Raw genomic sequence first — 23678 nt, forward strand, 5'->3', positions numbered from 1 at the left:
TGTAATTTTTTTTTAGAATTTCTGCGAATATAGTGTAAACTGAAACGATAGAAGTATGGATTTGACATAAAAAAAGGAAGGCAAATCCTTTCTCTTACTTTCTAAGGTTTTATTACTAATTATTTGACATAAAAAAAAGGAGCTTTTAAAGCTCCTTTCTAAATCTATTTCTATTCTGAACTATTTACAGTCCAAACATAATTCCTAATCCAATATTAGAGAATGTTCCCCCATTAACACTAACTCCTGAGTATGACAGATTTATTGCCGTATTCTCACCTACTCCATATGCCACCATCGGCCTGTAATAAAACCCTCCATCATTTCCACTTGGCGCTAATCCAATTCCATAACCTAAGTCGGTTCCTATGGTAAATTTATCAGAAACTGCATAACGAACAACTCCTGCCAAAGGAAGGAAAGATGCATTGTCTATATCAACACCACCTATTTCGTCACCAAAATAAGTAAGATAGCTAGCAGCCAATCCAAAAGCAATTTCACTTTCAGAATCGAACATGTAATTTGCATCAATACTAAGAGCAAATGTGTACCCTGTATCAGCATCCCCCGTTGGAAGACCAAAAGAAGCTCCCAAACTAAATTGTGCACTAGCAGCAAAAGAAGTTAATGCTAATGCAAGTACTAAAATTAATTTTTTCATAATATTATTTGTTTGATTATCAATACAATATACTAAATTATAATAAACTCGCAGAATTTCTCTTTTTAATAATTATTAAAAACTTAATATTAATTTTTGATCTTGCTTTTTCTTTTTCATTATTTTCATCAGGTGAAATGGAATCATGCCATAAAAGACTACAAGTTGTATCTCAAAATAGAGAGAGGTCTTTCTGAGAATACGATTGAGAATTATGGCAGGGATATCAAAAAGCTTTTAACCTTCCTTGAAAGCAATGATATTTCACTTTCTCCCATCAAAATTAACGACGAAACAATTCAAAAGTTTGTCTACGAAACTGCCAAAAAGGTAAATCCAAGAAGTCAAGCCCGAATCATTTCTGGATTACGAAGTTTCTTTGATTACCTGGTTTTTGAAAACTACAGAGAAACCAATCCGACAGACCTGATAGAAACGCCTAAAGTAGGTAGAAAGCTCCCTGACACATTATCTGAAGATGAGATCAATCAACTTATCAGTGCTATTGATCTAAGTAAATCACAAGGAGAAAGAAACAGAACTATTATAGAAACCATGTACAGTTGCGGTTTACGTGTAAGCGAAGCCGTTACCTTAAGAATTTCTGATCTCTTCTTTGAAGAAGGTTTTATACGGATTTTGGGAAAAGGAAATAAAGAACGTTTTGTTCCTATACATCAACAAGCTCAAAAGTATATTTTGTTTTACATCAAAGACATTCGTTCTCACATTGATGTAGATAAAAAGTTTGAGGATACGTTGTTTTTAAACAGACGCGGAAAAGGTCTCAGCAGGCAAATGATCTTTATGATCTTAAAAGATTTGGCTGTAAAAATAAGTCTAAATAAAAAGATAAGCCCTCATACCTTACGACATTCGTTTGCCACTCATTTATTAAAACGAGGGGCAGATCTAAGAGCCATTCAACAAATGCTAGGCCATGAAAGTATTACAACAACAGAAGTGTATGTTCATTTAGACAATAGTTACTTAAAAGAGGTTGTAGAAAAATACCATCCTAGAAGAAGTTCATAAAAAAATCCCGCATGAGCGGGATTCTTATCTATTATTTTGCAACGTTTACGGCTCTTGTTTCCCGTATCACTGTGACTTTTACTTGTCCTGGATAGGTCATGTCATTTTGTATCTTCTGACTGATGTTAAATGACAGCTCTGCTGCTTTGGTATCATTTACTTTCGTGCTTTCAACCATTACACGTAATTCACGTCCTGCCTGAATAGCATAAGCTTTTTGAACTCCTGTAAATCCAAATGCAATATCTTCTAAATCTTTCAAACGCTGGATATAAGAATCTAACACTTGTCTTCTTGCTCCGGGTCTAGCACCTGAGATTGCATCACAAACCTGAACAATAGGTGCAAGTAAGCTCTTCATCTCTATCTCATCATGGTGAGCTCCAATGGCATTACATACATCTTTCTTTTCTCCGTATTTTTCTGCCCATTGCATTCCTAATAATGCGTGTGGTAATTCGCTTTCTGTTTCAGGCACTTTTCCTATATCGTGCAACAATCCTGCTCTCTTAGCTAACTTAGGGTTCAATCCTAATTCAGATGCCATGATCGCACACAAGTTTGCAACTTCTCTTGAGTGTTGTAATAAGTTTTGCCCATAAGACGAACGATATTTCATTCTTCCCACAGTTTTGATCAACTCAGGGTGTAATCCATGAATTCCTAAATCGATCACAGTACGTTTACCAACCTCAATGATCTCTTGCTGAATTTGCTTTTCGGTTTTCTTAACAACTTCTTCAATTCGAGCCGGATGAATACGTCCATCTGTTACCAACTTGTGCATAGACAATCTGGCAACTTCTCTACGTACAGGATCAAAACAAGAAAGAATAATTGCTTCTGGTGTATCATCTACAATGATCTCAACTCCAGTGGCAGATTCTAGAGCTCTAATGTTTCTACCTTCTCTACCAATAATTCTACCTTTTACATCATCAGATTCAAGGTTAAATACAGAAACACAGTTCTCTACAGCTTGTTCTACTCCTACTCGTTGAATAGTATTTAAAACTACTTTTCTAGCTTCTTGTTGTGCCGTTAATTTCGCTTCTTCAATAGTATCTTGAATAAAAGCCATAGCATCCGATTTGGCCTCATCTTTTAAAGATGCCACCAATTCTTTTTTCGCTTCATCTGCTGAAAAACCTGAAATTTGTTCCAAAAGATCTACATGTCTTTTGTGTAGTTTTTCAATCTCATTTTCCTTTTTATCTAGGAATTCTAGTTTGTAGGTAAGGTCGTTTTCTTTTTGCTCTAAAGACCTGTTGAGCTTTTTGTTTTTATCAATCTCAGACTGAATTTGAGACTCTTTATCTCTAGCTCTTTTTTCTACTTCTGAGACCTTCTTTTCTCTACTTAAAATTACTTTTTCGTGCTCGGCTTTTAGCTCAATAAACTTCTCTTTTGCTTGTAAGATCTTATCTTTTTTAATTGCTTCTGCCTCTACACGAGCTTCTTTTAGTAATGTTTCTGTTTCTTTTTTTGTACTTGATATTAATTTGTTAGCTTTTGACTTCTCCAAGGACTTTATAATGACGATGCCAATTATAAGTCCACTTATGACTCCCACTATTGCGGGAAGTATCATTCCTTCCATAATTTTGATTTAATTGTATAAAAAAAGCCTACATCAGCAGGGTTTATATAAACTCCATTATGACAAGTTTAGGACTAACTAGCTGATCAAGGATCCCCTCAAGGAGGCTTGCTTTAGCAACTAAGACTTATCCTTCATAATAGATTAGTGTTGAGTTTATCAAACAAATTACTAATGTAGGCAGTATGATCTGATATTTTAAAGAACTTATTTTAAATGCTCACTCAACAATTTAGTGAGCTCATTTATTTTATCTAATGCTTCTGTATCTGTAGACTCTTTATGTAAGTTAGATATTTCTAACTTGGATGCAAATTGTAATGCGCACATGGCCAGTACATCTTGCTTATCACTTACCGCATAATTTTGTTCGTATCTGCTAATAAGTTCGTTGATATTGGCTGCGGCTTTTCGCATTCCTTCTTCTTCTTGAGTGCTATTTACACTTAAAGGATAGGTTCTACCCGCAATTACCAAATTAATTTTCAACTTTGTCACTATACAATGAACCTAATTTATTCGTTCAATTGAACAATACATTTATCGATTTCTCGAATTAAAGCATTTATTTTGAGTTTTGTATCTCTTGTACTATTATTACTGCCTTCTATAGTTTTGGCAATTTTAAGCAGCTCATATTCTTTTTGCTGCTGTTCAATGAATTGCTCTTTTTCTAAAAGCTGACGCTGTAATTTCGATGCATTCTGGAGCAAAATCTCATTTTCTTTCATTAAAAATTCATAGTTAGAGAGTAAGGTTTTTAACTTATCTTCCAGTAAATGAATTGCTTCTATCGTTTTACTCATCGAGCTTTTGTCAATAAAACTATACGAACAAAGTTAGTGTTCTGTTTTTTAAAACACAACTGTTTTTTAGGTTTTCCAAAGTAATCAACAAAACATTGGCTAAGTTCTTAACAGAATTGTTACAATAGTTTTCCTATTTTCGTTGAAAATTTCTAGGATTGAAAAAATGTTTTCTACTCTTATTACTTCTAACATGCTTTGTAGGAGCTTCTCAAAAGAAATATCCTACAGATTACTTTAGAAGTCCGCTCGATATTCCCATCGTACTCTCAGGAACTTTTGGTGAGCTGCGTAGCAATCATTTTCACGCCGGTATGGATATTAAAACCCAGCGTAGAAATGGTTTGAAAGTATATGCAACCGCAGATGGTTATGTATCTCGTATTAAAGTAGCTCTTTGGGGTTACGGAAAAGTAATTTATGTAACTCACCCTAACGGATATACTACTGTTTATGCACATTTGAGCAAATTTGGAGACGGAATTCAAGAGTACATAAAAAACATACAGTACAAGAAAAAAAGCTATGAAACCGGGAACATTTTTCCAAAAGAAGGTGAACTTCCTGTAAAAAAAGGACAAGTAATTGCCTATTCCGGCAGTACCGGAGGTTTTGTAGCCCCTCACTTACACTACGAGATAAGAGATACAAAAACCGAACATATTATTAATCCAATGCTTTTTGGACTTCGAGTTCAAGATAGCATCTCTCCTACTGTAAATAAGTTAATGGCTTATCCTATTGAGCCTAGTGCAAGGATTAGCGGGAATAACAAAAAATTAATACTACCATTAAAGCGATCCGGAAACACCTACACAACAAACAGAATTAGTGCCAGTGGAAAAATTGGGTTTGGAGTAAATACTTTTGACAGATTAGGGAAAGCTTTGAATAAAAATGGTGTGTATAGTATTGAAATGAAAGTAAACGGGAAGCGTCACTACTATCACGATGTTGAAACCTTTTCTTTTGCTGAAAGTAAATTCATCAACCTTCTAATAGATTACCCTCATTTTGCTAAATACAAAAGTAGAGTTCAAAAGACCTATCGAGAAAAAGCAAATAAGTTGAGTATCTATGAAAACTTGATCAACGATGGTATGCTTGATATTCAAGAAGGATTAAATTACAACATCCAAATCATTATCAAGGATTTTGACGAAAATACTACAGAAATAAAAATTCCGGTTATTGGTAAAAAGAGTGAAGTTATTTTTACAAAAAAACCAGATACTACAGCATATAAGATCGTTGCCAATAAATTTCAGAAATTCTCAAAGGATGGTATTACCATTGCCTTCCCTAAAAATACATTTTATGAAGATGTGTATTTAGATTTTGAAGTGACTAATGGAGTAGCAAAAATACATCGTCCTAACATTCCTCTTGATAAAAGATACACGATTACTTTTGACTCTACACGATACGATCAAAAAGACTTAGATCATTTGTATATTGCTAATGTCAACAATAAAAAGTATGCAAACTATCAGAATACTCGAAAGAAAAAGAATAAAGTTTACACTACAACAAAAACTTTAGGGAAATACAAGTTACTTACTGACAAACAGAAACCTAGAATCTACAACCCTAACTTCAAAAATGGAAGTTGGATGTCTAATCATAACTATTTAACGATTCGAATTTCTGATGCTCAATCCGGTATCAAGACATACGATGCTTTTATTGATGATGAGTGGGTCTTGATGGAATATGATCTTAAACGGAAAAAATTATCGTACGATTTTCGTGATAAAAAATTGGTAGGTAGCAAACATATCTTTAAACTTGTAGTTTCTGATAATGTTGGAAATACGAATACGTATACAGCAACGTTTTATAGAAAGTAAGGATCCAATATTTACGTGAGAAAACTAGTACTCTTATTATTGTTATTTCCAGCTTTGGTCTGGGCTCAAAAAACCACTGTTGTCAAAGGTTTTGTTAAGAACAAACAGAATGAATCTTTAGAAAAAGTTTCTGTTAGATATGGAGATGTAGGTACCACTACCAACAAAAGAGGCTACTATGAAATACGAATTCCTTTAGACCAAACTATCACGCTTACTTTTAGTTATGTAGGTTATAGAACACTCACCAAAGAGTTTACTGCAAAGAAAAGAACGGTCATTCGTTTTTCTCCTGTCATGATCTCAAAAAATGAAGTTCTAGATGAAGTTATCATCAAAAATGATAGGAATAATGCAGAAGGTGTAACTACCTTAGATGCAAAACTTATTGATAAGATCCCCTCTCCTACAGCTAGTATAGAAACCTTATTAATGACTTTACCAGGAGTTAGTAACAACAATGAATTAAGTACACAATACAATGTACGTGGAGGTAATTTTGATGAAAATCTTGTCTATGTAAATGGAATTGAAGTTTACAGACCTTTTCTTATTCGTTCCGGTCAACAAGAAGGATTAAGCTTTGTCAATACAAACATGGTACAGAACATCAAGTTCTCTGCCGGAGGGTTTCAAGCTAAATATGGCGATCGTCTTTCTTCGGTTTTAGACATTACCTACAGAAAACCTAAAGAGTTTTCTTTAGCTGTTGATGGAAGTTTGTTGGGAGGAAGCATTACTATTGAAGATCTTTTATGGAATGATAAATTAAGTGCCATTGTAGGAATTCGTTATCGCGATAATAGTTTGTTTGTAAACAGTAAGCAGATAGAAACCAACTTTAGACCTCGATTTACAGATATACAAAGTTTTTTATCCTATAAGCACGATGAGCAATGGACCTTTAATTTCTTAGGAAACTTCTCATTAAACAACTATGATTATCAGCCTGTGACCAGACGTACTCGTTTTGGTACATTGAATGATCCATTGGAATTGATCGTTTTTTACGAAGGTCAGGAACAAGATAAATATCTAACAATGTTTGGTGCATTGAGTGCAGAATATCAAGTAAATGATGATTTCAAGTTAACAGCAACAGCATCTGCATACAACACACAAGAAGAAGAGTATTTTGACATTGCCGCAAATTATAATTTAGGAGAAGTTGATTCTAATATAGGTTCTGAGAATTTTGGAGAGGTTACTTTCTCTCAAGGAATCGGCTCTCAATTAAATCACTCTCGTAACGATTTAGATGCTTTAATTGCCAATCTTCAAATACGAGGTAGTTATCAAAAAGATGATCATCAAATTGACTTTGGGTTAAAATATCAAACAGAAGATATTAAAGATCGTATCAGAGAATTTGAAGTAGTTAACTTCCTTGGTTTTTCTATCAACCCTGATGGATTAGGCTTTATCAACGATCAACCTTATACTCCATATATCGGTCCTATCGTTCCTTTTCAAAGTATCAGAACAGAAAACGAATTGACCATCAACCGTATTCTTGGATTTTTACAGTACAGTAAAAAAGGTTTTTTGGGAGAACACCAAATATGGTGGAATGTAGGTGTACGCGGACAGTCTTGGTCTGTTAAAGCAAATAATGGAAATGCTGTAAATCAATTTATCTTTAGCCCTAGAGCACAATTCGCCATCAAACCGGATTGGGACAAAGACATGTTGTTTAGAGTATCTGGAGGGCTTTATGCACAACCTCCGTTTTATAAAGAATTAAGAGGTTTTGATGGAAATATCAATCCAAATGTAAAAGCGCAAAAATCTGTTCATGCAGTAGCCGGTATGGACTATAGTTTTGAAATGTGGGACAGACCTTTTAAGCTAACTACAGAGGTTTACTACAAAAGCTTATCTGATGTGAATTCTTATGTAGTAGACAACGTTAGAATTCGCTATCAAGCCAATAACAATGCAAAAGCCTATGCTACTGGAATTGATGTACGTTTGAATGGTGAGTTTGTTCCCGGGAATGAAAGTTGGATCAGCTTAGGAATTTTAAAAACTGAAGAAAATATAGACAATAGAGGGTATATAGCTAGACCAACGGACCAGCGTGTAAAACTTGGAATCTTGTTCCAAGATTACGTTCCTAACTTACCGGATTTAAAAGCTTACCTAAACCTTGTATACAATACCGGAGTTCCCGGTGGAGCTCCTGCTTATGCAGATCCTTATGATTTCCAATTCCGCTTACGCGACTACCGTAGAGCAGATTTAGGGGTTTTATATGTATTTGCTGATGCGAATAAGAAACATGAAACAGGTTGGTTGAGTCAATTTAAAGAACTAACTGCCGGGCTGGAATTGTTTAACATGTTTGATATTCAAAACTCCATTACCAACACTTGGGTACGTGATGCTGCTACTCAAAATCAATTTGGTGTTCCTAACTTCTTATCAGGTCGTATTTTGAATTTCCGCCTGAGTATGAGATTTTAATTGATACTCTTTACTCATTTATAAGTAGTTTTAACTCATTATTAATAGTTTACCATTCAATTTTCATTTAGTTTTAAAGTGATTTATACAATCATGGTATAAGGTTTGATGTCAACTTTATAACTATGAAATAAATTCTTGAACTATGAAAACAAAATTGCTGTTAACCTTCATTCTTGTAGGTATCGTACATACTATTTCTGCCAATACCTACCCTATTACTCCTAGACCTTTAAGGAAACTTGTAAAAGAGGCCAAGTATATTGTATTTGCCTCTGTAATAAAAATCGAAAAAAATGTTACTGGTGAAGACTGGCATAGCGCTAAAGCAACATTGGTCGTAAAAAAAACATTACAAGGAAAAATTAAACATGATACTATTAGCGTTTTTTTTGCTTCAAACATGATTTGTCCTGCTCCAGCAAATTACACTAAAAATTCTACTGTTCTAGCATTTCTTAATAAAAAACAAGATGGAAAAGGTTATTTTACCCATGCTTTATCCTATGGATCAAAAACAATAAATCAAGAAGCATTTTTAGTATATAAAAAGCGTATCCAAGAAATGCAATCTATACTAAAGATTAAAAAAAAAGTGGAGAGAGATTTAAAAACAGTTGATTGGTTAGTTGCTTGCGCTTCTAATAAATATACACGCTGGGAAGGGACTTACGAATTATCTCCAACAAGTGATTTTATGTCTTCTTATGATAGAGACAAAGAAACATTTACTAGAAAAATATTTTTAGATAGGAAACATATTCAATCACTGACAAAAGCTTTTCTTGAGGTAGATAAGGTAACATATCAAGATATGGGGCTTATTGACATCATAGCTAGTGTCGATGATGAAATAGTATTGTCATTTCTTACTGATCAATTGAAGAAAGCAAACCTAGAAGAAATTTGGTTTTCAGAGTTCTTATTAGAAAGAGTTGTCTATTTATCAGGAAGAGAAGATCTTAAAAGCATTTTACAAGAAATAAATTCTATAGACTTTTTTGATAAAGAGAAAAGTAAAAAAGCATCCGTGCTAATTAAAAGATTTATAGACGAGCTATAAATGTTATTTTCTCTCTAACAAATCTATTTCTTGTTAAACTCTACCTAGTTTTTTTCAATCTATTTTTCAGATGATTATCTTTAACATCTAACAAAACCAATCATCATGAAAATTCGTATTTGGAAACTCAGTTTCTTACTGTGTTTTTTATTTGTTTCTCACTCTTTTTATAGTCAATCTACTTACTACCCAGGTTCCTCTTGGCAAACCAAAACAGCCACTGAAGTTGGAATGAGCTCAGAGAAGTTAAAATCTGCTGTTAGCTTTGCTTTAAACAATGAAAACAAAGTAGAACGAGATCTTCGAATTGCTAATATCAAAGCTTTTGGCCGAGAGCCTAACTATCGAATTTTAGGCCCTATGAAAAAACGTGGAAAGCCTGCCGGACTTATCATCAAAAACGGATATATCGTAGCACAATGGGGAGATATCAATCGTGTAGACATGACTTTTAGCGTTACCAAAAGTTATTTATCAACTGTAGCAGGATTGGCCGTTGATGAGAAATTGATCAAAAATGTAGATGATGCTGTAAAAAACTATGTAACCGACGATACTTTTGAAGGTCCACACAATTCAAAAGTAACATGGAGGCACTTATTAAATCAATCTTCAGATTGGTCGGGTTGTCAGTTTGATATTTGTGACTGGGCAGACAGACCTCCAAGAAGAGGAACCATTGATGATTGGAAAAACAGAAAATTATACGAACCCGGTACACATTATAAATACAATGATGTACGTGTAAACCTCCTTGCCTATTCTCTATTACAAGTTTGGAGAAAACCTTTGCCTATGATCTTAAAAGAAAAGATCATGGATCCTATTGGGGCTTCTACAACGTGGCGCTGGCATGGTTATAAAAATTCTTTTGTAAATGTTGACGGAATCATGATGCAGTCTGTAAGTGGTGGTGGTCATTTTGGTGGCGGAATCTTTATCAACACTTTAGATCATGCACGTTTTGGTCTTTTGTTTCTGAGAAAAGGAAAATGGAACGGAAAACAATTGATTTCTGAAGACTGGATCACTGCTGCAAGAAAACCTTCTTTTGCTAATAAGAATTACGGTTTCATGTGGTGGTTAAATGAGAAACAAAGCCTAAAAGGTCTTTCTAAGAACATTTATTCTGCTAGAGGTTTTGGTGGTAATTTTATTGTTATTGATGAAGAGCACGATTTGGTTGTGGTTACTCGCTGGTTAGACAGTTCTAAATTGGGAGATTTTATGAAGAAAGTAATCGATGCAGTGAATTAACAAAAAGTCTTGTTAAAACACGAAAAGATCAGCTAGTAAGCTTTATTCTTACGTACATTTACTATTTACAAAACAACTTTATGAAATCTATATACACTCTGGTTATCTTATTCCTTTTTTCGGTAACTGTTTCTGCTCAAGATCTAACTTTTGAAGAATATAACCCGAAATCTACTTTGGTTGTTCCCGGTAAAGTGATCAAAAGAGCTAAGTTCCCTTTTATCGATATTCACGGACATCAATATAGAATGCCTACTCAAGACTTAGCTCCAGTAATAGCGGCTATGGATACTTTGAATATGGCTATTATGGTGAATTTAAGCGGGCGTTCTGGTGCTGATTTGCAAAGATCTGTTAAAAACATTGCAGATAATTACCCGAATCGTTTTGTTGTTTTCGCTAATATTCGTTTTCACAATAATGTAGGAAAATCGGGATGGACAGCAGCAACAGTAAAACAGTTAGAACAAGATGTTAAAAATGGAGCTCGTGGTTTAAAGATCTACAAAGGATTAGGATTACGTGATTTGGATGTAAATGGACAACGAGTAAAGGTAGATGACCCTAGATTAGATCCTATTTGGGCTAAATGCGGAGAGTTGGGAATTCCGGTATTGATTCATTCTGCCGACCCTAAGCCTTTTTGGGATGATTTCAATGCTGATAATGAGCGTTGGTTAGAGTTAAAAACACGACCAAGAAGAAAAAGAGGAGCTAACAACCCTGCTCCATGGGAAACCATCATGCAAGAGCAACACAATATGTTTAAAAAGCACCCAAAGACCACATTCGTCAGTGCGCACATGAGCTGGTTGGCCAATGATCTTGGTAAACTTGGAGAATTGCTGGATGAAATTCCTAATATGAATGTAGGAATCGGTGCTATTATTGCTGAATTAGGTCGCCAACCTCGCTTTGCCAGAAAGTTCTTCATCAAGTATCAAGATCGAATTCTATTCGGAAAAGATAGCTGGCAACCTAAAGAATTTCCAACCTATTTTAGAGTTTTGGAAAGTGATGATGAGTATTTCCCTTATCATAAAAAATACCATGCTTTTTGGGCCATGTATGGACTTGACCTTCCTGATGAAGTGCTAAAAAAAGTCTACTATAAGAATGCATTACGAATCGTTCCCGGATTGGATAAAAGTTTGTTTTCAAAATAATTTGTAACAAAAATAAGATTGCTTTGTCTAACAGAGCGTAAACGAATAACTATGGAAATTAAAGAATTGAAAAGAAGAAGAGCTTTTAGAGATAAAAAAGCAGAAACTTGCTACCAAAATTTTGAAGCACTAATTGCAGAACTCAATTCTCGAAACTTATCTCATGATACCGTTCAATTTATAAATGAAAAAATTGAACTCATCAACACTTCAAATGATGATAAAACCTTGAGAAAGAATACTAGGACAGTAAAGCACCAAATCATCAAGCATATTGAAAAAAAGCATAAGATCGTTCCCAAAAATTACTATCGTTCTACTTGGTTAGCTTTAGGAATGACTACTTTCGGAATTCCTTTTGGCGTTGGTATTGGGACTTCTATGAATAATATGGCATTTATAAGCATAGGAATTCCGATAGGAATGATGGTAGGAATAGCCATTGGAACTGCTAAAGATAAACAAGCAGAGAAAAAAGGTCTTCAGCTGAGTTTCAAAATGTCTTCTTAAAAACGTCATCTTTTTCAGGCAAAAAAAACACAAACAACTACAGATCAGTCGGTTAAAAAATTTCACCGTATCTTTATAGGTCAAATCTAAAAATCGATGTATCATGGCCGATAAAGATCAAGAAATGCTAGATTACATCGACGAATATATTGTTCGTGGACGTACTAGCGATGCTGCAGAAGATAGTGCCGGTGCTGCTTGGGCAGCTTATCAAAGAGGAGAATTTGATGTTCCTGATTGGTATACCAAAGAACGAAGAAGCAGAAAACGTGGAAAAAAGATGGAAAGTTCTACTTATAAAAAAGGGCTTTCAATTACATGGGATTCTTTTCTACGTTCAATGGGAATTCTCTTCTTAATTCTAATTATACTTGTTTTTTTCGTTACAATTTTAAGCTAAAAAAGGCCGAATATAAATTCGACCTCATTTTTATTTTATTCTATTGGAATTATAAAATCTGTGCAGTATGATCTTTTGTCTTTACTTTCAGAATTACATCTTCTAATACTCCATTTTCATCAATTACAAAAGTAGTTCTGTGAATACCATCATACTCACGTCCCATAAACTTCTTTGGCCCCCAAACACCAAACGCATTGATTACAGCATGATCTTCATCTGCCAATAATGGAAATGGTAAATCATATTTATCAATAAAGTTTTGTTGTCTTTTCGCAGAATCTGCACTTACACCTAAGATTTCATATCCTTGAGCTTGAAATGTGTGATAATTGTCACGTAAGTTACATGCTTCAGCTGTACAACCAGGTGTACTAGCCTTTGGATAGAAGAATACCACTAGTTTCTTTCCTGCATAATCTCCTAATTTTCTGGTAATTCCCTGATTATCTTTTGCTTCAAAATTTGGGGCTTTATCGCCAACTTTTAGTGTGGTCATAATTTGTATTTTTGTCATTGTAAAGATACTGAAAATGACTAAAGCTGAAAAGGTTCAATTTGTGATTGACACACTTGAAGAACTCTACCCTGAAACTCCCATTCCATTAGACCATAAAGATCCGTACACACTGTTAATTGCAGTTTTAATGTCTGCGCAAAGTACAGATGCACGCGTAAATATTATTACTCCTCTCCTTTTTGAGAAAGCAGATAATCCCTACGATATGGTTAAACTAACCGTAGAAGAGATTCGTGAGATCATTAAACCTGTTGGGTTGTCGCCAATGAAATCCAAAGGTATTCACGGATTATCTCAAATCTTAATTGATAAGCACAATGGAGAAGTACCACAGAGTTTTGAAGCTTTAGAAGCCTTGCCGGCTGTAGGTCATAAAACAGCTAGTGTAGTTATGAGCCAGGCATTTGGAGTTCCTGCCTTTCCTGTAGATACTCATATTCATCGCTTGATGTATCGCTGGAATCTAAGCAATGGCAAAAGTGTAGATCAGACTGAAAAAGATGCCAAGCGTCTTTTCCCCAGAGAGATTTGGAACAAACTACATTTGCAAATCATTTACTACGGAAGAGAATACAGCCCTGCTCGTGGTTGGAAATTGGAAAACGATGTGATTACAAGCACAGTTGGCCGAAAAACAGTTTTAGACGATTACAAGAAGGGGAAGAAAAAATAATGATATCTGAACGGAGTCTAAGATACCTTCAATAAAAAAAGCCTTGACTCCTGTCAAGACTTTTTCCACTCTTAATTCAAATTCAATTCAATGAGAAAATTTGATTTCGTTTTAACAACTGATAGCGATTTGGAAAAATTAATCAAAAATTGAACTGTTTCTTGTTTGGGTTGCTCCTGAAATTCAGAAGGCTTTCTAGTGTAAAGTTGCTTCATACATACAAGTTTATTTGTTGGCTTTCAATATGCTAACGCAGCTACTTTACATTTATTGTCAATTTACTAAAATTATTTTATTTTTTTCTATGATCTTTCTCAAATTAATCAAAGCATAACGCATTCTACCCAATGCAGTATTGATACTTACATCTGTATTTTCACTTATTTCTTTAAAGCTCATATCCTTGTAAATACGCATCACAAGCACTTCTTTTTGCTCTTCTGGTAGCTCATGTATTAACTCACGAACATCCGATAAAATCTGCTCTTTGATAATCTTTTTTTCTGCATTCAAATCACCATCACTAATAATTGAGAAGATATCAAATTCGTCTGTATTCTTAAAAGCCGGCATACGATTCGACTTTCTGAAATAATCAATAATTAAATTTTGGGCGATTCTCATAACCCAAGGTAAAAACTTACCTTCTTCATTATAATTCCCCAATTTAAGGGTACGGATTACTTTAATGAATGTATCTTGAAAAATATCTTCTGCAATATCTCTATCCTGAACTTTGCTGTAAATAAAGCTATAGAGACGTTGTTGATGTCTTTTAATCAGTATTTCAAGGCATGTTTCACTTCCTTGAATATAATTGCTCACTAAAGTACTGTCTGGTGTGGAATTTCTATACATCATATCACTACTTTTAGGAAAAGCTAAGGGGCTTTTCGATTATTAATTTTGTTAATCTATTAAAAGTAGTTTTTTACTATATGCGTATAATTTTCTGATTATTAGAGAACCAAAGATGAAGATTATTTTTTTGAAAGACAAATTTTTTAACAAATTTCAATTCAATTCATTTATTCATCAGACGAAAATTGATTATTTTTAGGGCTTGTTTTTCGAGCCCAATGAACACAGATATTTCTAAAGTAAATCCCAAGCAAAACATCATCATAAAAGGAGCAAAACTCCACAATTTAAAAGATATTGATGTTGTTATTCCCAGAAACAAATTAGTCGTTATAACAGGATTGTCCGGTTCCGGAAAATCTTCTTTGGCATTTGATACATTGTATGCAGAAGGGCAAAGGCGTTATGTAGAAAGTCTGTCTTCTTATGCTCGTCAGTTCTTAGGGAAACTACACAAACCTAAGGTAGATTATATTAAAGGGATTGCTCCGGCAATTGCCATAGAACAAAAGGTTAATTCTACAAACCCTCGTTCTACAGTAGGTACATCTACAGAGATTTACGATTATATCAAGCTTTTATACGCAAGAATTGGTAAGACCTACTCTCCTATCTCAGGAGATTTGGTAAAAAAGCATACTGTTACCGATGTGATCGATTTTATCAAAGGCTTTAAAGAACGTACTAAGCTATTGTTGCTAAGCCCTATTGAAATAAGTGAAAAAAGAGATATTGCTACAGTCTTAAAAGTTTTGTCACAACAAGGATATGCCAGATTGCAATATCAAGGTAAAATATTTCGTATTGACGATCTTCCTACTGATCAATCAGATTATAGCGATCTAAAGTTAGTTGTTGATCGTATTGTTGTTCAAGATGATGAAGATTTTTACAATCGCTTGGCAGATGCTGTGCAAACTGCTTATTTTGAAGGAAAAGGTGTTTGCTATATCGAAAGTCTCGAGGATAATTCTGTAACTGAATTCAACAACAAATTTGAATTAGACGGGATGAGTTTTTTGGAACCGAATACACATTTGTTCAGTTTCAACAATCCTTACGGAGCATGTCCTAAATGTGAAGGATACGGAAATGTAATTGGAATTGATGAAGATTTGGTTATTCCTAATACAGGACTATCTATTTACGATGATGCCATTTTCCCTTTCCGATCAGATTCTTACAAGCATTATAAAGAAGATTTAGTAACCGCCGCTTATAAATATGACATTCCTATTCATAAGCCATGGTTTGAGCTAACGGAAAAACAAAAAGAGTTAGTCTGGAACGGTAATAGCGATTTTAAAGGAATACATCACTTTTTTAATGCACTGGAAGAAAAGAGTTACAAGATCCAAAATCGAGTGATGCTTTCTCGCTATAGGGGAAAAACAACATGTACAGAATGTAATGGGAAGCGCTTAAGAAAAGAAGCTGATTATGTAAAAGTATATGGTAAAACCATCTCTGAGCTTATTACAATGCCTTTGGATGAGCTTTACGTTTTCTTTCAGGAAATAAACTTAAATACATACGAAGAGAAAATTGGGAAGCGCTTATTAACCGAGATCAACAATCGTTTGCGTTTTCTAAAAGATGTTGGATTGAGTTATCTGACTTTGAACAGAACTTCCAATACATTATCCGGAGGAGAAAGTCAGCGTATCAACCTGGCAACTTCTTTAGGGAGTAGTTTAGTAGGTTCTATGTACATCTTAGATGAACCTAGTATTGGATTACATCCAAAAGATACTGAACGTCTGATTGGCGTATTGAAAGACTTAAGAGATTTAGGAAATACTGTAATTGTTGTTGAACATGATGAAGATATTATGAAGGCTGCCGATTACATCATAGATATAGGTCCAGAAGCCGGAACTTATGGAGGAAAAGTAGTAGCTACAGGTGATTTTGAGCAAATATTAAGTTCAAACTCACTTACAGCACAATACTTAAATGAAGATTTGAAAATTGAAGTTCCTGATCACCGAAGAAACTCGAAGAATTATATACAAGTTGTAGGTGCCAGAGAAAATAATCTAAAGAATATTACAGCTACTTTTCCTTTAAATGCGCTTACGGTTATTACCGGAGTATCTGGAAGTGGTAAAAGTACTTTGGTTAAGAAGATCTTGTATCCTGCAATGCAGAAGAAATTGATTGGTTATGGAGAAAAGATCGGGCAACATACAGAAGTAAAAGGAAGTTTTGACCATCTGAAGCATGTAGAATTTATTGATCAAAACCCTATTGGGCGTTCTTCTCGTTCCAATCCTGTAACCTATATCAAAGCTTACGATGATATTAGAGCATTGTTATCCTCACAGAAACTTTCGAAGATTAGAAATTATAAACCTAAGCACTTTTCTTTTAATGTAGAAGGCGGACGATGTGAAGTTTGTAAAGGAGAAGGAGAAGTAACTATTGAAATGCAATTTATGGCCGATGTTCATCTTCAGTGTGAAACCTGTGGAGGAAAACGATTTAAGAAAGAAGTTTTAGAAGTTGCTTTTGAAGGCAAGAATATCGATGATGTTCTTAACATGACCATAGACGACGCTGTAGCATTCTTTACTGAACACAAGCAAACCAAAGTAGCTCAGAAATTAAAGCCGTTGCAAGATGTTGGTTTAGGGTATGTACAATTGGGACAATCCTCTTCTACTCTATCCGGAGGAGAAGCACAACGTATCAAACTAGCTTCATTCTTGGTGAAAGGAAATACTAAAGACAAAGCACTTTTTATATTTGATGAGCCTACAACAGGATTGCATTTTCACGATATCAAAAAACTATTAGCCTCATTCAATGCTCTTATTGAAAAAGGGCATTCTATCATTGTAATAGAGCATAATATTGAGTTGATCAAATGTGCCGATTATATTTTAGATCTAGGTTTAGAAGGTGGTAAAAAAGGAGGAGAATTGGTTTTTGAAGGGACTCCTGAAGAACTGATCAAGAACAAAAAATCGTACACATCTCAATACTTAAAAGAAAAGTTGTAAGCATTTCATTTTTTAAGTTCTCTGTACTATCTTCGCTATCATGATATTCAATCTGACAGATGAACAAAGAGTAAACTGGACGCGAATTGCTGCAGTTACCTCAACACTCATTTTGATGTTGTACGCGCCAAAACTTTGGCTAACTACCAAAACATTCCCTGTATTTCCTTTATTTGATTGGATTCCTATTCCTGTTGGGTTTATGGAATATGTTTTTTGGGGAATTCTATTTGGGGGTCAGTTGATCTATATCTTCTACAACAAGCGTTGGTTGGGCTGGTTGGTACTTCTTACCTATGTCTACCTAGCTCTAGTCGATCAAAACCGACTGCAACCTTATTTTTATCAATCTGCATTAACATTGCTTGCTATTGTTCTTTTTCCAAAGAAAACGGATGCTAAAAAAGTATTATATACAGTAATTCTCATCTTTTTTGCTACGTACTTTTGGAGTGGAGTTCAAAAACTAAATGAAGCTTTTTACATCCAATGGATGAGTGCTTTGAACAAACATTTTAGTTGTATAGATCCAAACAATACAGCATTACTTTGCTTGCCACAATGGTTTTTAGAAGCATTTACCTATGCTGTTCCTTGGCTCGAAGCTTCTATGGGAGTTTTTCTACTCTTTAACAAAACCAGAAAATTTGGTATTGCCTTTATTCTGGGAATGCATGCTATGATCGTGTTCTTACTATTTTATCTCGGATACGGTTATAATGTAGTTCCATGGAATTTTCAAAACATGTTTAGTGTGGTTGTTTTATTCTATGGACTTCAAACATTCAAGCCTTTGGATTTCTTTGTTTCCAAGTTTGATTTACAGCGTGGGGTTCTCATCTTCATGGTTATGGTATTACCTCTTTCCAACACCTTCTTTGGATTCTATGACAATCTATTATCGTTCCATTTTTTTACTGCTGATTTGCATTATTACAACGTCACTATTCATCAAGATCTGGAAGATAAGTTACCGGAACATGTTCAATCTTTCTATCGTTATCATAACGAGCAGCCTTATCTAAATGTGAACGAATGGGCTCAATACGATAATAAGGTTCTTTTTTATCCTGAGGAAAGAATGATTCAAGATTTAGACCAGTATCTACGCTCTTTTGCTGATGATCCAAGCCAAAAAAACCTCACAATTCTATTCGATTACAACAAGGTAACAGAATAGTTTTCTACGAATTCTAGTTTATCCTTTACGAATTCTAATTCCTATCCTATTTAGCAAATACCTCGTACTACATTTGAAATGTAAATCACGAGAAATAGTTAGTTAATGGGTTTAGGCAGCTTATCAAACATCGCCAAAAATTACACAAAGATTAATGTACGTATTAGTAATGATGGGGAAATTGTAACTATTGAAAAAGAAAGAGATGGTTTATGGAAAACAAATCCAAACTTATCACATTGTTTGAAAGCTGCCTTAAATTCTTAAAGTAGAAAAAAAGAAACCGCTTGTATAAGACAAGTAATTATCACAATCATTCAATAATAAACACAGCGTCAAGAAAGTAGTAACCAGTTAAATTTAGAAAGTATGAGAAAAGGGATCGTTAAAGTAAGTGCAGTAATGGGATTACTCCTACTAGCAGGACAGTTTGTAAGCTGTGACAAGAAGGCACCTGTAAAAACCAATGAGGTAATTGCAGATAATATTGAGAATACAGAAACCACAACAGTAAAAGAAGAGATTTTCTATAGAAAGCCTGTGGTTTTTATTACTGGGATCGATAGTAGTGAAAAGAACTTTTATAAAAGTGCTCGCTCCTATTTTATCGACAAACAGTTTGAAGTGGTAGATCATGCTTACTCAATGCAAGAGATCTTTAACTGGCTGAATAAGAATTATGATGGGAATTTGTATGGTGAAATCCATATTGTAGCTAGTCACAATCCATGGGAAGGAATGGGTTTGGAAACATTGGTTAAGGGAGATAAAGTAACAACAGAAAGTTTACGTAAAGCTATAACTTTAGGTACATTGCCTTCTCTAAAAGAAGGCATTAGTAAAGGAACCAAAGTTATTTTCCATTCAGAAGCTTTAGGAGACAATGTAGAATTAATGAAAACTTTAAAAGATGCTTTTGTTGGTGATGAAGTTCCTAACGTAATTGCTTCTCCTTATGTGGCTGTTTTTGGAGGTGAGTTTTCTAGTCACTACTTAGCAAAGCCTTATTATGTATTCTTTCCATACTCACAATCACCGGGAAAAGTTGACTTGTCTAAAGAGATTGCAAGAAAATACCCTGAAGAAAAAGATATCGATTGGTATGATGCTTTAAACAATGTAAAAGAGCGTTATGTTGGAGATCCTTATACAAATCGATTCAGTATCCCTGTAAAATGGGAGTTTGATTACACCAATTCTGATGATGAAATGCCAAAATTAAAATCACCGGAAGCTATTATGGATTGGATCGAACAAGATGAAAAACTATCACAAGCTATGAAAAAGTATAACATTCCGTTGGAGAAGTTCAGATGGAGATCTACTGTAAAAGGAAATAAGTTAATTATTAAAGGAAAGGTAACTGTGCTGTGCGTTTTGAAACCTTTGATTAAACCTTATGGAGACCTACAACATGTAGAACCTGATACAGAGAATTTACGTCTGTACGCAATGAAGTAGATTTTGGAATGCTATTTGTTTGGTTGGAAAAGTAGCTGCTTGTTAAGAGCAGTTACTTTTTGCGTAAGTTTGTTCTCCAAGAAAAAATGATCAAAGTAAAAATATATAGAATGTCGCTTCGAGTAATTTTGAATTTGTTTCAACAAAAATGTAAATTCATTCGAACAGACATTTTTGTTTTTATTCTTTTCTCATTATTCCTTAGTTCCTACTCTTTTTCACAGAACAGTCAAATACAAAATTTCAACACCAAAGAAGGGTTACCACAATCTCAGGTATATGATATTGTGCAAGATTCTATCGGTTATCTGTGGTTGGCAACACAAGGAGGTGGGCTTGCTAGGTTTGACGGAGATAAATTCACTGTTTTTAATGAAAAAACTGGGTTAAAATCCAACTTCGTAAATTCATTATTGGTCAAAGATGATAGTCTTTTTATTGGAACCTTTTCCGGACTTTCTATATATGCCAAAGGTCGTTTTAAGAATTTTGAAACGCCAAAAGTAAATCGGGTTATCTCTTTAGATCAATCAACTTACCTTGCCACAGACAAAGGTATTTTCTTATTTCAAAAAGACTCTTTACAGCCTTTGAGCTCTGTCTTACGAGTAGATCAAAACATTGTTACAGATCTTATTAAGGATGGAAAAAACTATTTGATTGCTACCAAAAAAGGATTGTGGCGCTTTGATCAGTTAAACAAGCCTAAGAAAACAGACAAACTAGATAGTTCGGATTATACTTCATTTCTGAAAGTAAACAACCTAATCTTTGCTTCTACTTTTGATAACGGGATCAAAGTTCTTCAAAACGGAAAAATCGTCAAAGAGATCAAAGAAATAGACAGGGTTAATAAAGTTCACTGGATTGATGGACAATATTGGATTGCAACGGATTCTGATGGCATTATAATTCTTGACACACAATTTAAGGTGCAACAACGTATCAACCAGAGTAATGGTTTGGCTATTAACCAAATTCGATCTATTCTAAAAGATACACAAGACAACATTTGGATTGCTACCTCAGGAGGTGGTTTATACAAGCTTACACAAAACAACTTTCAACATTTCGACAGGAATTCCGGACTTAAAGGAAATAGGATTTATGCAGTACATAGAAAGGATAAAGAAATATGGATATCCAATTCTGAGAAAGGAATTATTAAGATAGATAGCTTAGGAATAGAGCCTATTCTAAATGATAACGGGTATTTAAACAATGTGAAGGTGAAAACCATTGCTTCAGATCGTAAGGATAATATTTGGGTAGGAACTGATGGCAAAGGAATCCTTCTTTTCAAACGAAAGTATATTGAATTGGATTCTCTTCAAAAAGAGTCAAAATTTGATGTAATCGATAAGAAACTATTCCCTGAATACACATTGGTAACTGACACCATTAGTATGGAAGATGGATTGACTTCTAATTGGATCAAAAAAATTCAAACACAATTTTACACTACTTGGATTGCCACATATTCTTCAGGAATTGTTCAAATGCAATACGACAAAAATGGTGATAGTCCTAGTATTAGCAACATCTATGGAACCAAAAAAGGAATCAAAGATCTTTTGATCAATGATATGATCATTGGTCCACAAGGAAAAGTTTGGTATGCTACCAATAGCGGAAACCTTGGATATATACAAAGAGGTCAGGTTCGAGATTTTTATAGAATACTAGAAAAAGAAATAGCCATTACCAGTCTTTTAATCAAAGATGAAAATATTTATCTAGGAACTTTAGGCGATGGTATTTGGATTGCCAACACACAAAACCCAAGAGAGATCAAACAACTGAAAGGGGTTAAAAATCTAAACTCCAATAATATCTACCAACTCATCTTTGACAATGAAAACAATCTTTGGGCAGGAACAGAAAAAGGAGTCAATAAAATTGTCTTGGATGCAAACAATTCTATTAGTGATGTTTTTTACTTTGATAGAAGTGACGGTTTTTTAGGGATTGAAACTTGTAGAAATGCTGTAGACAAAGATGTAAATGGAAACATTTGGTTTGGTACCATGAATGGGCTCACCAAATATGTTCCTACTAACAATCAATTAAAAAAGCCTAAACCAAATATTTATTTTGATAATATAGAAGTCGCCTACCAACCTGTAGATAGTTTGAATATCAACGCATATTCTGAGGTATTGCAATTGAAGACCGATGAGAATCATCTTTCGTTTCACTATAAGTCTATAGATATCAATCACCCACAAGGAATTGAGTATCGTTGGAAATTAAATCGTGATGGTATTGATGGAGAGTATGGTCCTTGGAGTTCAAAAGAATCTATTGATTTTGCCAACTTAAAAGACGGTACTTATGAGTTTACCGTACAGGCAAGAAATATCGATTGGGTGCAAAGTAGTCCTATCAGTTTTCAATTTTTAATACAAAAACCATGGTATGAAGAATCGACTTTCTTATGGTCGGTTTATTCCGGTTTGTCTTTTATTGCACTGTTGATCATTCTTCTTATTGTTAGAAGAGTTAAACTAAAAAACAGACGAAAGTTTGAACAGCTACAGTTGGAAAATCATCTCTTATCTCTAGAACAAAAGGCTTTGCAGTTACAGATGAATCCTCACTTTATCTTTAATGTATTGAACGGTATCAAGTCTATGGGGTCTGAAGGTGAAACTGAGCAAATGAATTCTACCATCAATACATTTGCAACTCTGCTTAGAAATATCCTCAACAGTTCTAGACAAGAAGAAATCTCATTGAAAGACGAGATCAAAACACTTGATAATTATTTGACTTTAGAGCAACAAATGGCTTCTAAGCAGTTTGATTATGAAATACATACACAAACTCAAGGAATAGATGTAGAAGAAATCCTCATCCCTCCTATGCTCATTCAACCTTTTGTAGAGAATAGTGTAAAGCATGGCTTTAAACACATCAATCGAAAAGGAAAGATTGATATTGAGTTTATCGTTAAGGGTGATTATCTAGAATGTAAGATCAAAGACAATGGAATTGGAATAGAGCAATCTAAACAAATGAAGAAGAGTCACCACCCCTCTACAGCTTTAAAAGTAACTCAAGAACGAATTCAAAGTTTAACACAAGAACATTCTTTAATTATCAAAGAAGATAATGGGACAATTGTTTCTTTTCGTTTACCTTTAAAAACTGATTTTTAA

20 protein-coding genes and 1 other RNA gene are annotated in these 23678 nt (G+C 34.3%); 14 read left to right on the forward strand and 7 right to left on the reverse strand.

All coding sequences use genetic code 11. The features are described 5' to 3' along the window. Positions 1–184: 184 nt before the first annotated feature. On the reverse strand, positions 185–664 hold the full coding sequence (locus tag ACFSRZ_RS10485; protein ID WP_379666508.1) for a hypothetical protein: 480 nt from the start codon (positions 662–664) through the stop codon (positions 185–187). A 132-nt stretch (positions 665–796) separates the two neighbouring features. Here ACFSRZ_RS10485 and xerD point away from each other — a divergent pair, with 132 nt between their 5' ends. After that, positions 797–1699, forward strand: coding sequence for a site-specific tyrosine recombinase XerD (gene xerD / locus ACFSRZ_RS10490; protein WP_379666509.1), 903 nt, complete (start codon positions 797–799; stop codon positions 1697–1699). A gap of 31 nt (positions 1700–1730) precedes the next feature. Here the strand turns inward: xerD and rny are convergent, their stop codons facing one another. From rny to ACFSRZ_RS10510, 4 genes are all read right to left on the reverse strand, one after another. After that, the gene (gene rny / locus ACFSRZ_RS10495) at positions 1731–3299 is read right to left on the reverse strand and encodes a ribonuclease Y (protein WP_379666510.1); all 1569 of its coding nucleotides are present in this window, start codon (positions 3297–3299) and stop codon (positions 1731–1733) included. A 49-nt stretch (positions 3300–3348) separates the two neighbouring features. Then, positions 3349–3455, reverse strand: a non-coding RNA gene (gene ssrS / locus ACFSRZ_RS10500) — 6S RNA. Positions 3456–3506: 51 nt separating this feature from the next. After that, on the reverse strand, positions 3507–3797 hold the full coding sequence (locus ACFSRZ_RS10505) for a cell division protein ZapA (protein ID WP_379666511.1): 291 nt from the start codon (positions 3795–3797) through the stop codon (positions 3507–3509). Between the two features lie 17 nt (positions 3798–3814). Continuing rightward, on the reverse strand, positions 3815–4105 hold the full coding sequence (locus ACFSRZ_RS10510) for a hypothetical protein (protein WP_379666512.1): 291 nt from the start codon (positions 4103–4105) through the stop codon (positions 3815–3817). A gap of 158 nt (positions 4106–4263) precedes the next feature. Here ACFSRZ_RS10510 and ACFSRZ_RS10515 point away from each other — a divergent pair, with 158 nt between their 5' ends. The 7 genes from ACFSRZ_RS10515 (at position 4264) to ACFSRZ_RS10545 (ending at position 12817) form a co-directional block, all read left to right on the forward strand. Then, entirely contained in the window at positions 4264–5955 is a 1692-nt protein-coding gene (locus tag ACFSRZ_RS10515; RefSeq protein ID WP_379666513.1) for a M23 family metallopeptidase, read from the forward strand. Positions 5956–5970: 15 nt separating this feature from the next. Continuing rightward, positions 5971–8421: a TonB-dependent receptor gene (locus ACFSRZ_RS10520; protein ID WP_379666514.1), complete on the forward strand. Its 2451-nt coding sequence runs from the start codon at positions 5971–5973 to the stop codon at positions 8419–8421. A gap of 145 nt (positions 8422–8566) precedes the next feature. Beyond that, positions 8567–9484, forward strand: coding sequence for a hypothetical protein (locus ACFSRZ_RS10525; protein ID WP_379666515.1), 918 nt, complete (start codon positions 8567–8569; stop codon positions 9482–9484). Between the two features lie 105 nt (positions 9485–9589). Further along, the gene (locus ACFSRZ_RS10530) at positions 9590–10741 is read left to right on the forward strand and encodes a serine hydrolase domain-containing protein (RefSeq protein WP_379666516.1); all 1152 of its coding nucleotides are present in this window, start codon (positions 9590–9592) and stop codon (positions 10739–10741) included. Positions 10742–10821: 80 nt separating this feature from the next. Beyond that, positions 10822–11907 (forward strand): amidohydrolase family protein, encoded by a 1086-nt coding sequence (locus ACFSRZ_RS10535; RefSeq protein ID WP_379666517.1) that lies wholly within the window; start codon positions 10822–10824, stop codon positions 11905–11907. A 51-nt stretch (positions 11908–11958) separates the two neighbouring features. Then, complete coding sequence (locus ACFSRZ_RS10540; RefSeq protein ID WP_379666518.1) at positions 11959–12417, forward strand: hypothetical protein; 459 nt, start codon at positions 11959–11961, stop codon at positions 12415–12417. Between the two features lie 103 nt (positions 12418–12520). Next, positions 12521–12817: a hypothetical protein gene (locus ACFSRZ_RS10545; RefSeq protein ID WP_379666519.1), complete on the forward strand. Its 297-nt coding sequence runs from the start codon at positions 12521–12523 to the stop codon at positions 12815–12817. 49 nt (positions 12818–12866) lie between these two features. Here ACFSRZ_RS10545 and bcp read toward each other — a convergent pair whose 3' ends face one another. Then, on the reverse strand, positions 12867–13316 hold the full coding sequence (gene bcp, locus ACFSRZ_RS10550) for a thioredoxin-dependent thiol peroxidase (RefSeq protein ID WP_379666520.1): 450 nt from the start codon (positions 13314–13316) through the stop codon (positions 12867–12869). A gap of 34 nt (positions 13317–13350) precedes the next feature. Between bcp and ACFSRZ_RS10555 the strand changes: the two genes are divergently transcribed. Then, positions 13351–14010, forward strand: coding sequence for an endonuclease III domain-containing protein (locus ACFSRZ_RS10555; RefSeq protein ID WP_379666521.1), 660 nt, complete (start codon positions 13351–13353; stop codon positions 14008–14010). Between the two features lie 273 nt (positions 14011–14283). On the opposite strand, the gene ACFSRZ_RS10560 is transcribed toward ACFSRZ_RS10555, so the two are convergent. Then, a complete protein-coding gene (locus ACFSRZ_RS10560) occupies positions 14284–14871 on the reverse strand; it encodes an RNA polymerase sigma factor (protein WP_379666522.1) in 588 nt (195 codons plus the stop codon). A 218-nt stretch (positions 14872–15089) separates the two neighbouring features. On the opposite strand from ACFSRZ_RS10560, the gene uvrA reads away from it, so the two are divergent. The 5 genes from uvrA (at position 15090) to ACFSRZ_RS10585 (ending at position 23678) form a co-directional block, all read left to right on the forward strand. Continuing rightward, on the forward strand, positions 15090–17876 hold the full coding sequence (gene uvrA / locus ACFSRZ_RS10565) for an excinuclease ABC subunit UvrA (protein WP_379666523.1): 2787 nt from the start codon (positions 15090–15092) through the stop codon (positions 17874–17876). A 40-nt stretch (positions 17877–17916) separates the two neighbouring features. Then, positions 17917–19056, forward strand: coding sequence for a hypothetical protein (locus ACFSRZ_RS10570; protein WP_379666524.1), 1140 nt, complete (start codon positions 17917–17919; stop codon positions 19054–19056). 105 nt (positions 19057–19161) lie between these two features. After that, complete coding sequence (locus tag ACFSRZ_RS10575) at positions 19162–19323, forward strand: hypothetical protein (protein WP_379666525.1); 162 nt, start codon at positions 19162–19164, stop codon at positions 19321–19323. Between the two features lie 102 nt (positions 19324–19425). Next, positions 19426–20517: a hypothetical protein gene (locus tag ACFSRZ_RS10580; protein ID WP_379666526.1), complete on the forward strand. Its 1092-nt coding sequence runs from the start codon at positions 19426–19428 to the stop codon at positions 20515–20517. Between the two features lie 110 nt (positions 20518–20627). Then, the gene (locus ACFSRZ_RS10585) at positions 20628–23678 is read left to right on the forward strand and encodes a ligand-binding sensor domain-containing protein (protein WP_379666527.1); all 3051 of its coding nucleotides are present in this window, start codon (positions 20628–20630) and stop codon (positions 23676–23678) included.

Source organism: Pseudotenacibaculum haliotis (assembly GCF_042684245.1).
GTDB lineage: Bacteria > Bacteroidota > Bacteroidia > Flavobacteriales > Flavobacteriaceae > Polaribacter > Polaribacter haliotis_A.

Bases quoted from the DNA above. Each gene is read 5' to 3' on its own strand.
- rny (WP_379666510.1), bottom strand. From the start codon at position 3,299: ATGGAAGGAATGATACTTCCCGCAATAGTGGGAGTCATAAGTGGACTT.
- uvrA (WP_379666523.1), top strand. From the start codon at position 15,090: ATGAACACAGATATTTCTAAAGTAAATCCCAAGCAAAACATCATCATA.
- ACFSRZ_RS10540 (WP_379666518.1), top strand. From the start codon at position 11,959: ATGGAAATTAAAGAATTGAAAAGAAGAAGAGCTTTTAGAGATAAAAAA.
- ACFSRZ_RS10545 (WP_379666519.1), top strand. From the start codon at position 12,521: ATGGCCGATAAAGATCAAGAAATGCTAGATTACATCGACGAATATATT.
- ACFSRZ_RS10510 (WP_379666512.1), bottom strand. From the start codon at position 4,105: ATGAGTAAAACGATAGAAGCAATTCATTTACTGGAAGATAAGTTAAAA.
- ACFSRZ_RS10530 (WP_379666516.1), top strand. From the start codon at position 9,590: ATGAAAATTCGTATTTGGAAACTCAGTTTCTTACTGTGTTTTTTATTT.
- ACFSRZ_RS10555 (WP_379666521.1), top strand. From the start codon at position 13,351: ATGACTAAAGCTGAAAAGGTTCAATTTGTGATTGACACACTTGAAGAA.
- ACFSRZ_RS10585 (WP_379666527.1), top strand. From the start codon at position 20,628: ATGTCGCTTCGAGTAATTTTGAATTTGTTTCAACAAAAATGTAAATTC.
- ACFSRZ_RS10570 (WP_379666524.1), top strand. From the start codon at position 17,917: ATGATATTCAATCTGACAGATGAACAAAGAGTAAACTGGACGCGAATT.
- ACFSRZ_RS10575 (WP_379666525.1), top strand. From the start codon at position 19,162: ATGGGTTTAGGCAGCTTATCAAACATCGCCAAAAATTACACAAAGATT.
- ACFSRZ_RS10485 (WP_379666508.1), bottom strand. From the start codon at position 664: ATGAAAAAATTAATTTTAGTACTTGCATTAGCATTAACTTCTTTTGCT.
- ACFSRZ_RS10525 (WP_379666515.1), top strand. From the start codon at position 8,567: ATGAAAACAAAATTGCTGTTAACCTTCATTCTTGTAGGTATCGTACAT.
- bcp (WP_379666520.1), bottom strand. From the start codon at position 13,316: ATGACCACACTAAAAGTTGGCGATAAAGCCCCAAATTTTGAAGCAAAA.
- ACFSRZ_RS10580 (WP_379666526.1), top strand. From the start codon at position 19,426: ATGAGAAAAGGGATCGTTAAAGTAAGTGCAGTAATGGGATTACTCCTA.
- ACFSRZ_RS10560 (WP_379666522.1), bottom strand. From the start codon at position 14,871: ATGATGTATAGAAATTCCACACCAGACAGTACTTTAGTGAGCAATTAT.
- ACFSRZ_RS10535 (WP_379666517.1), top strand. From the start codon at position 10,822: ATGAAATCTATATACACTCTGGTTATCTTATTCCTTTTTTCGGTAACT.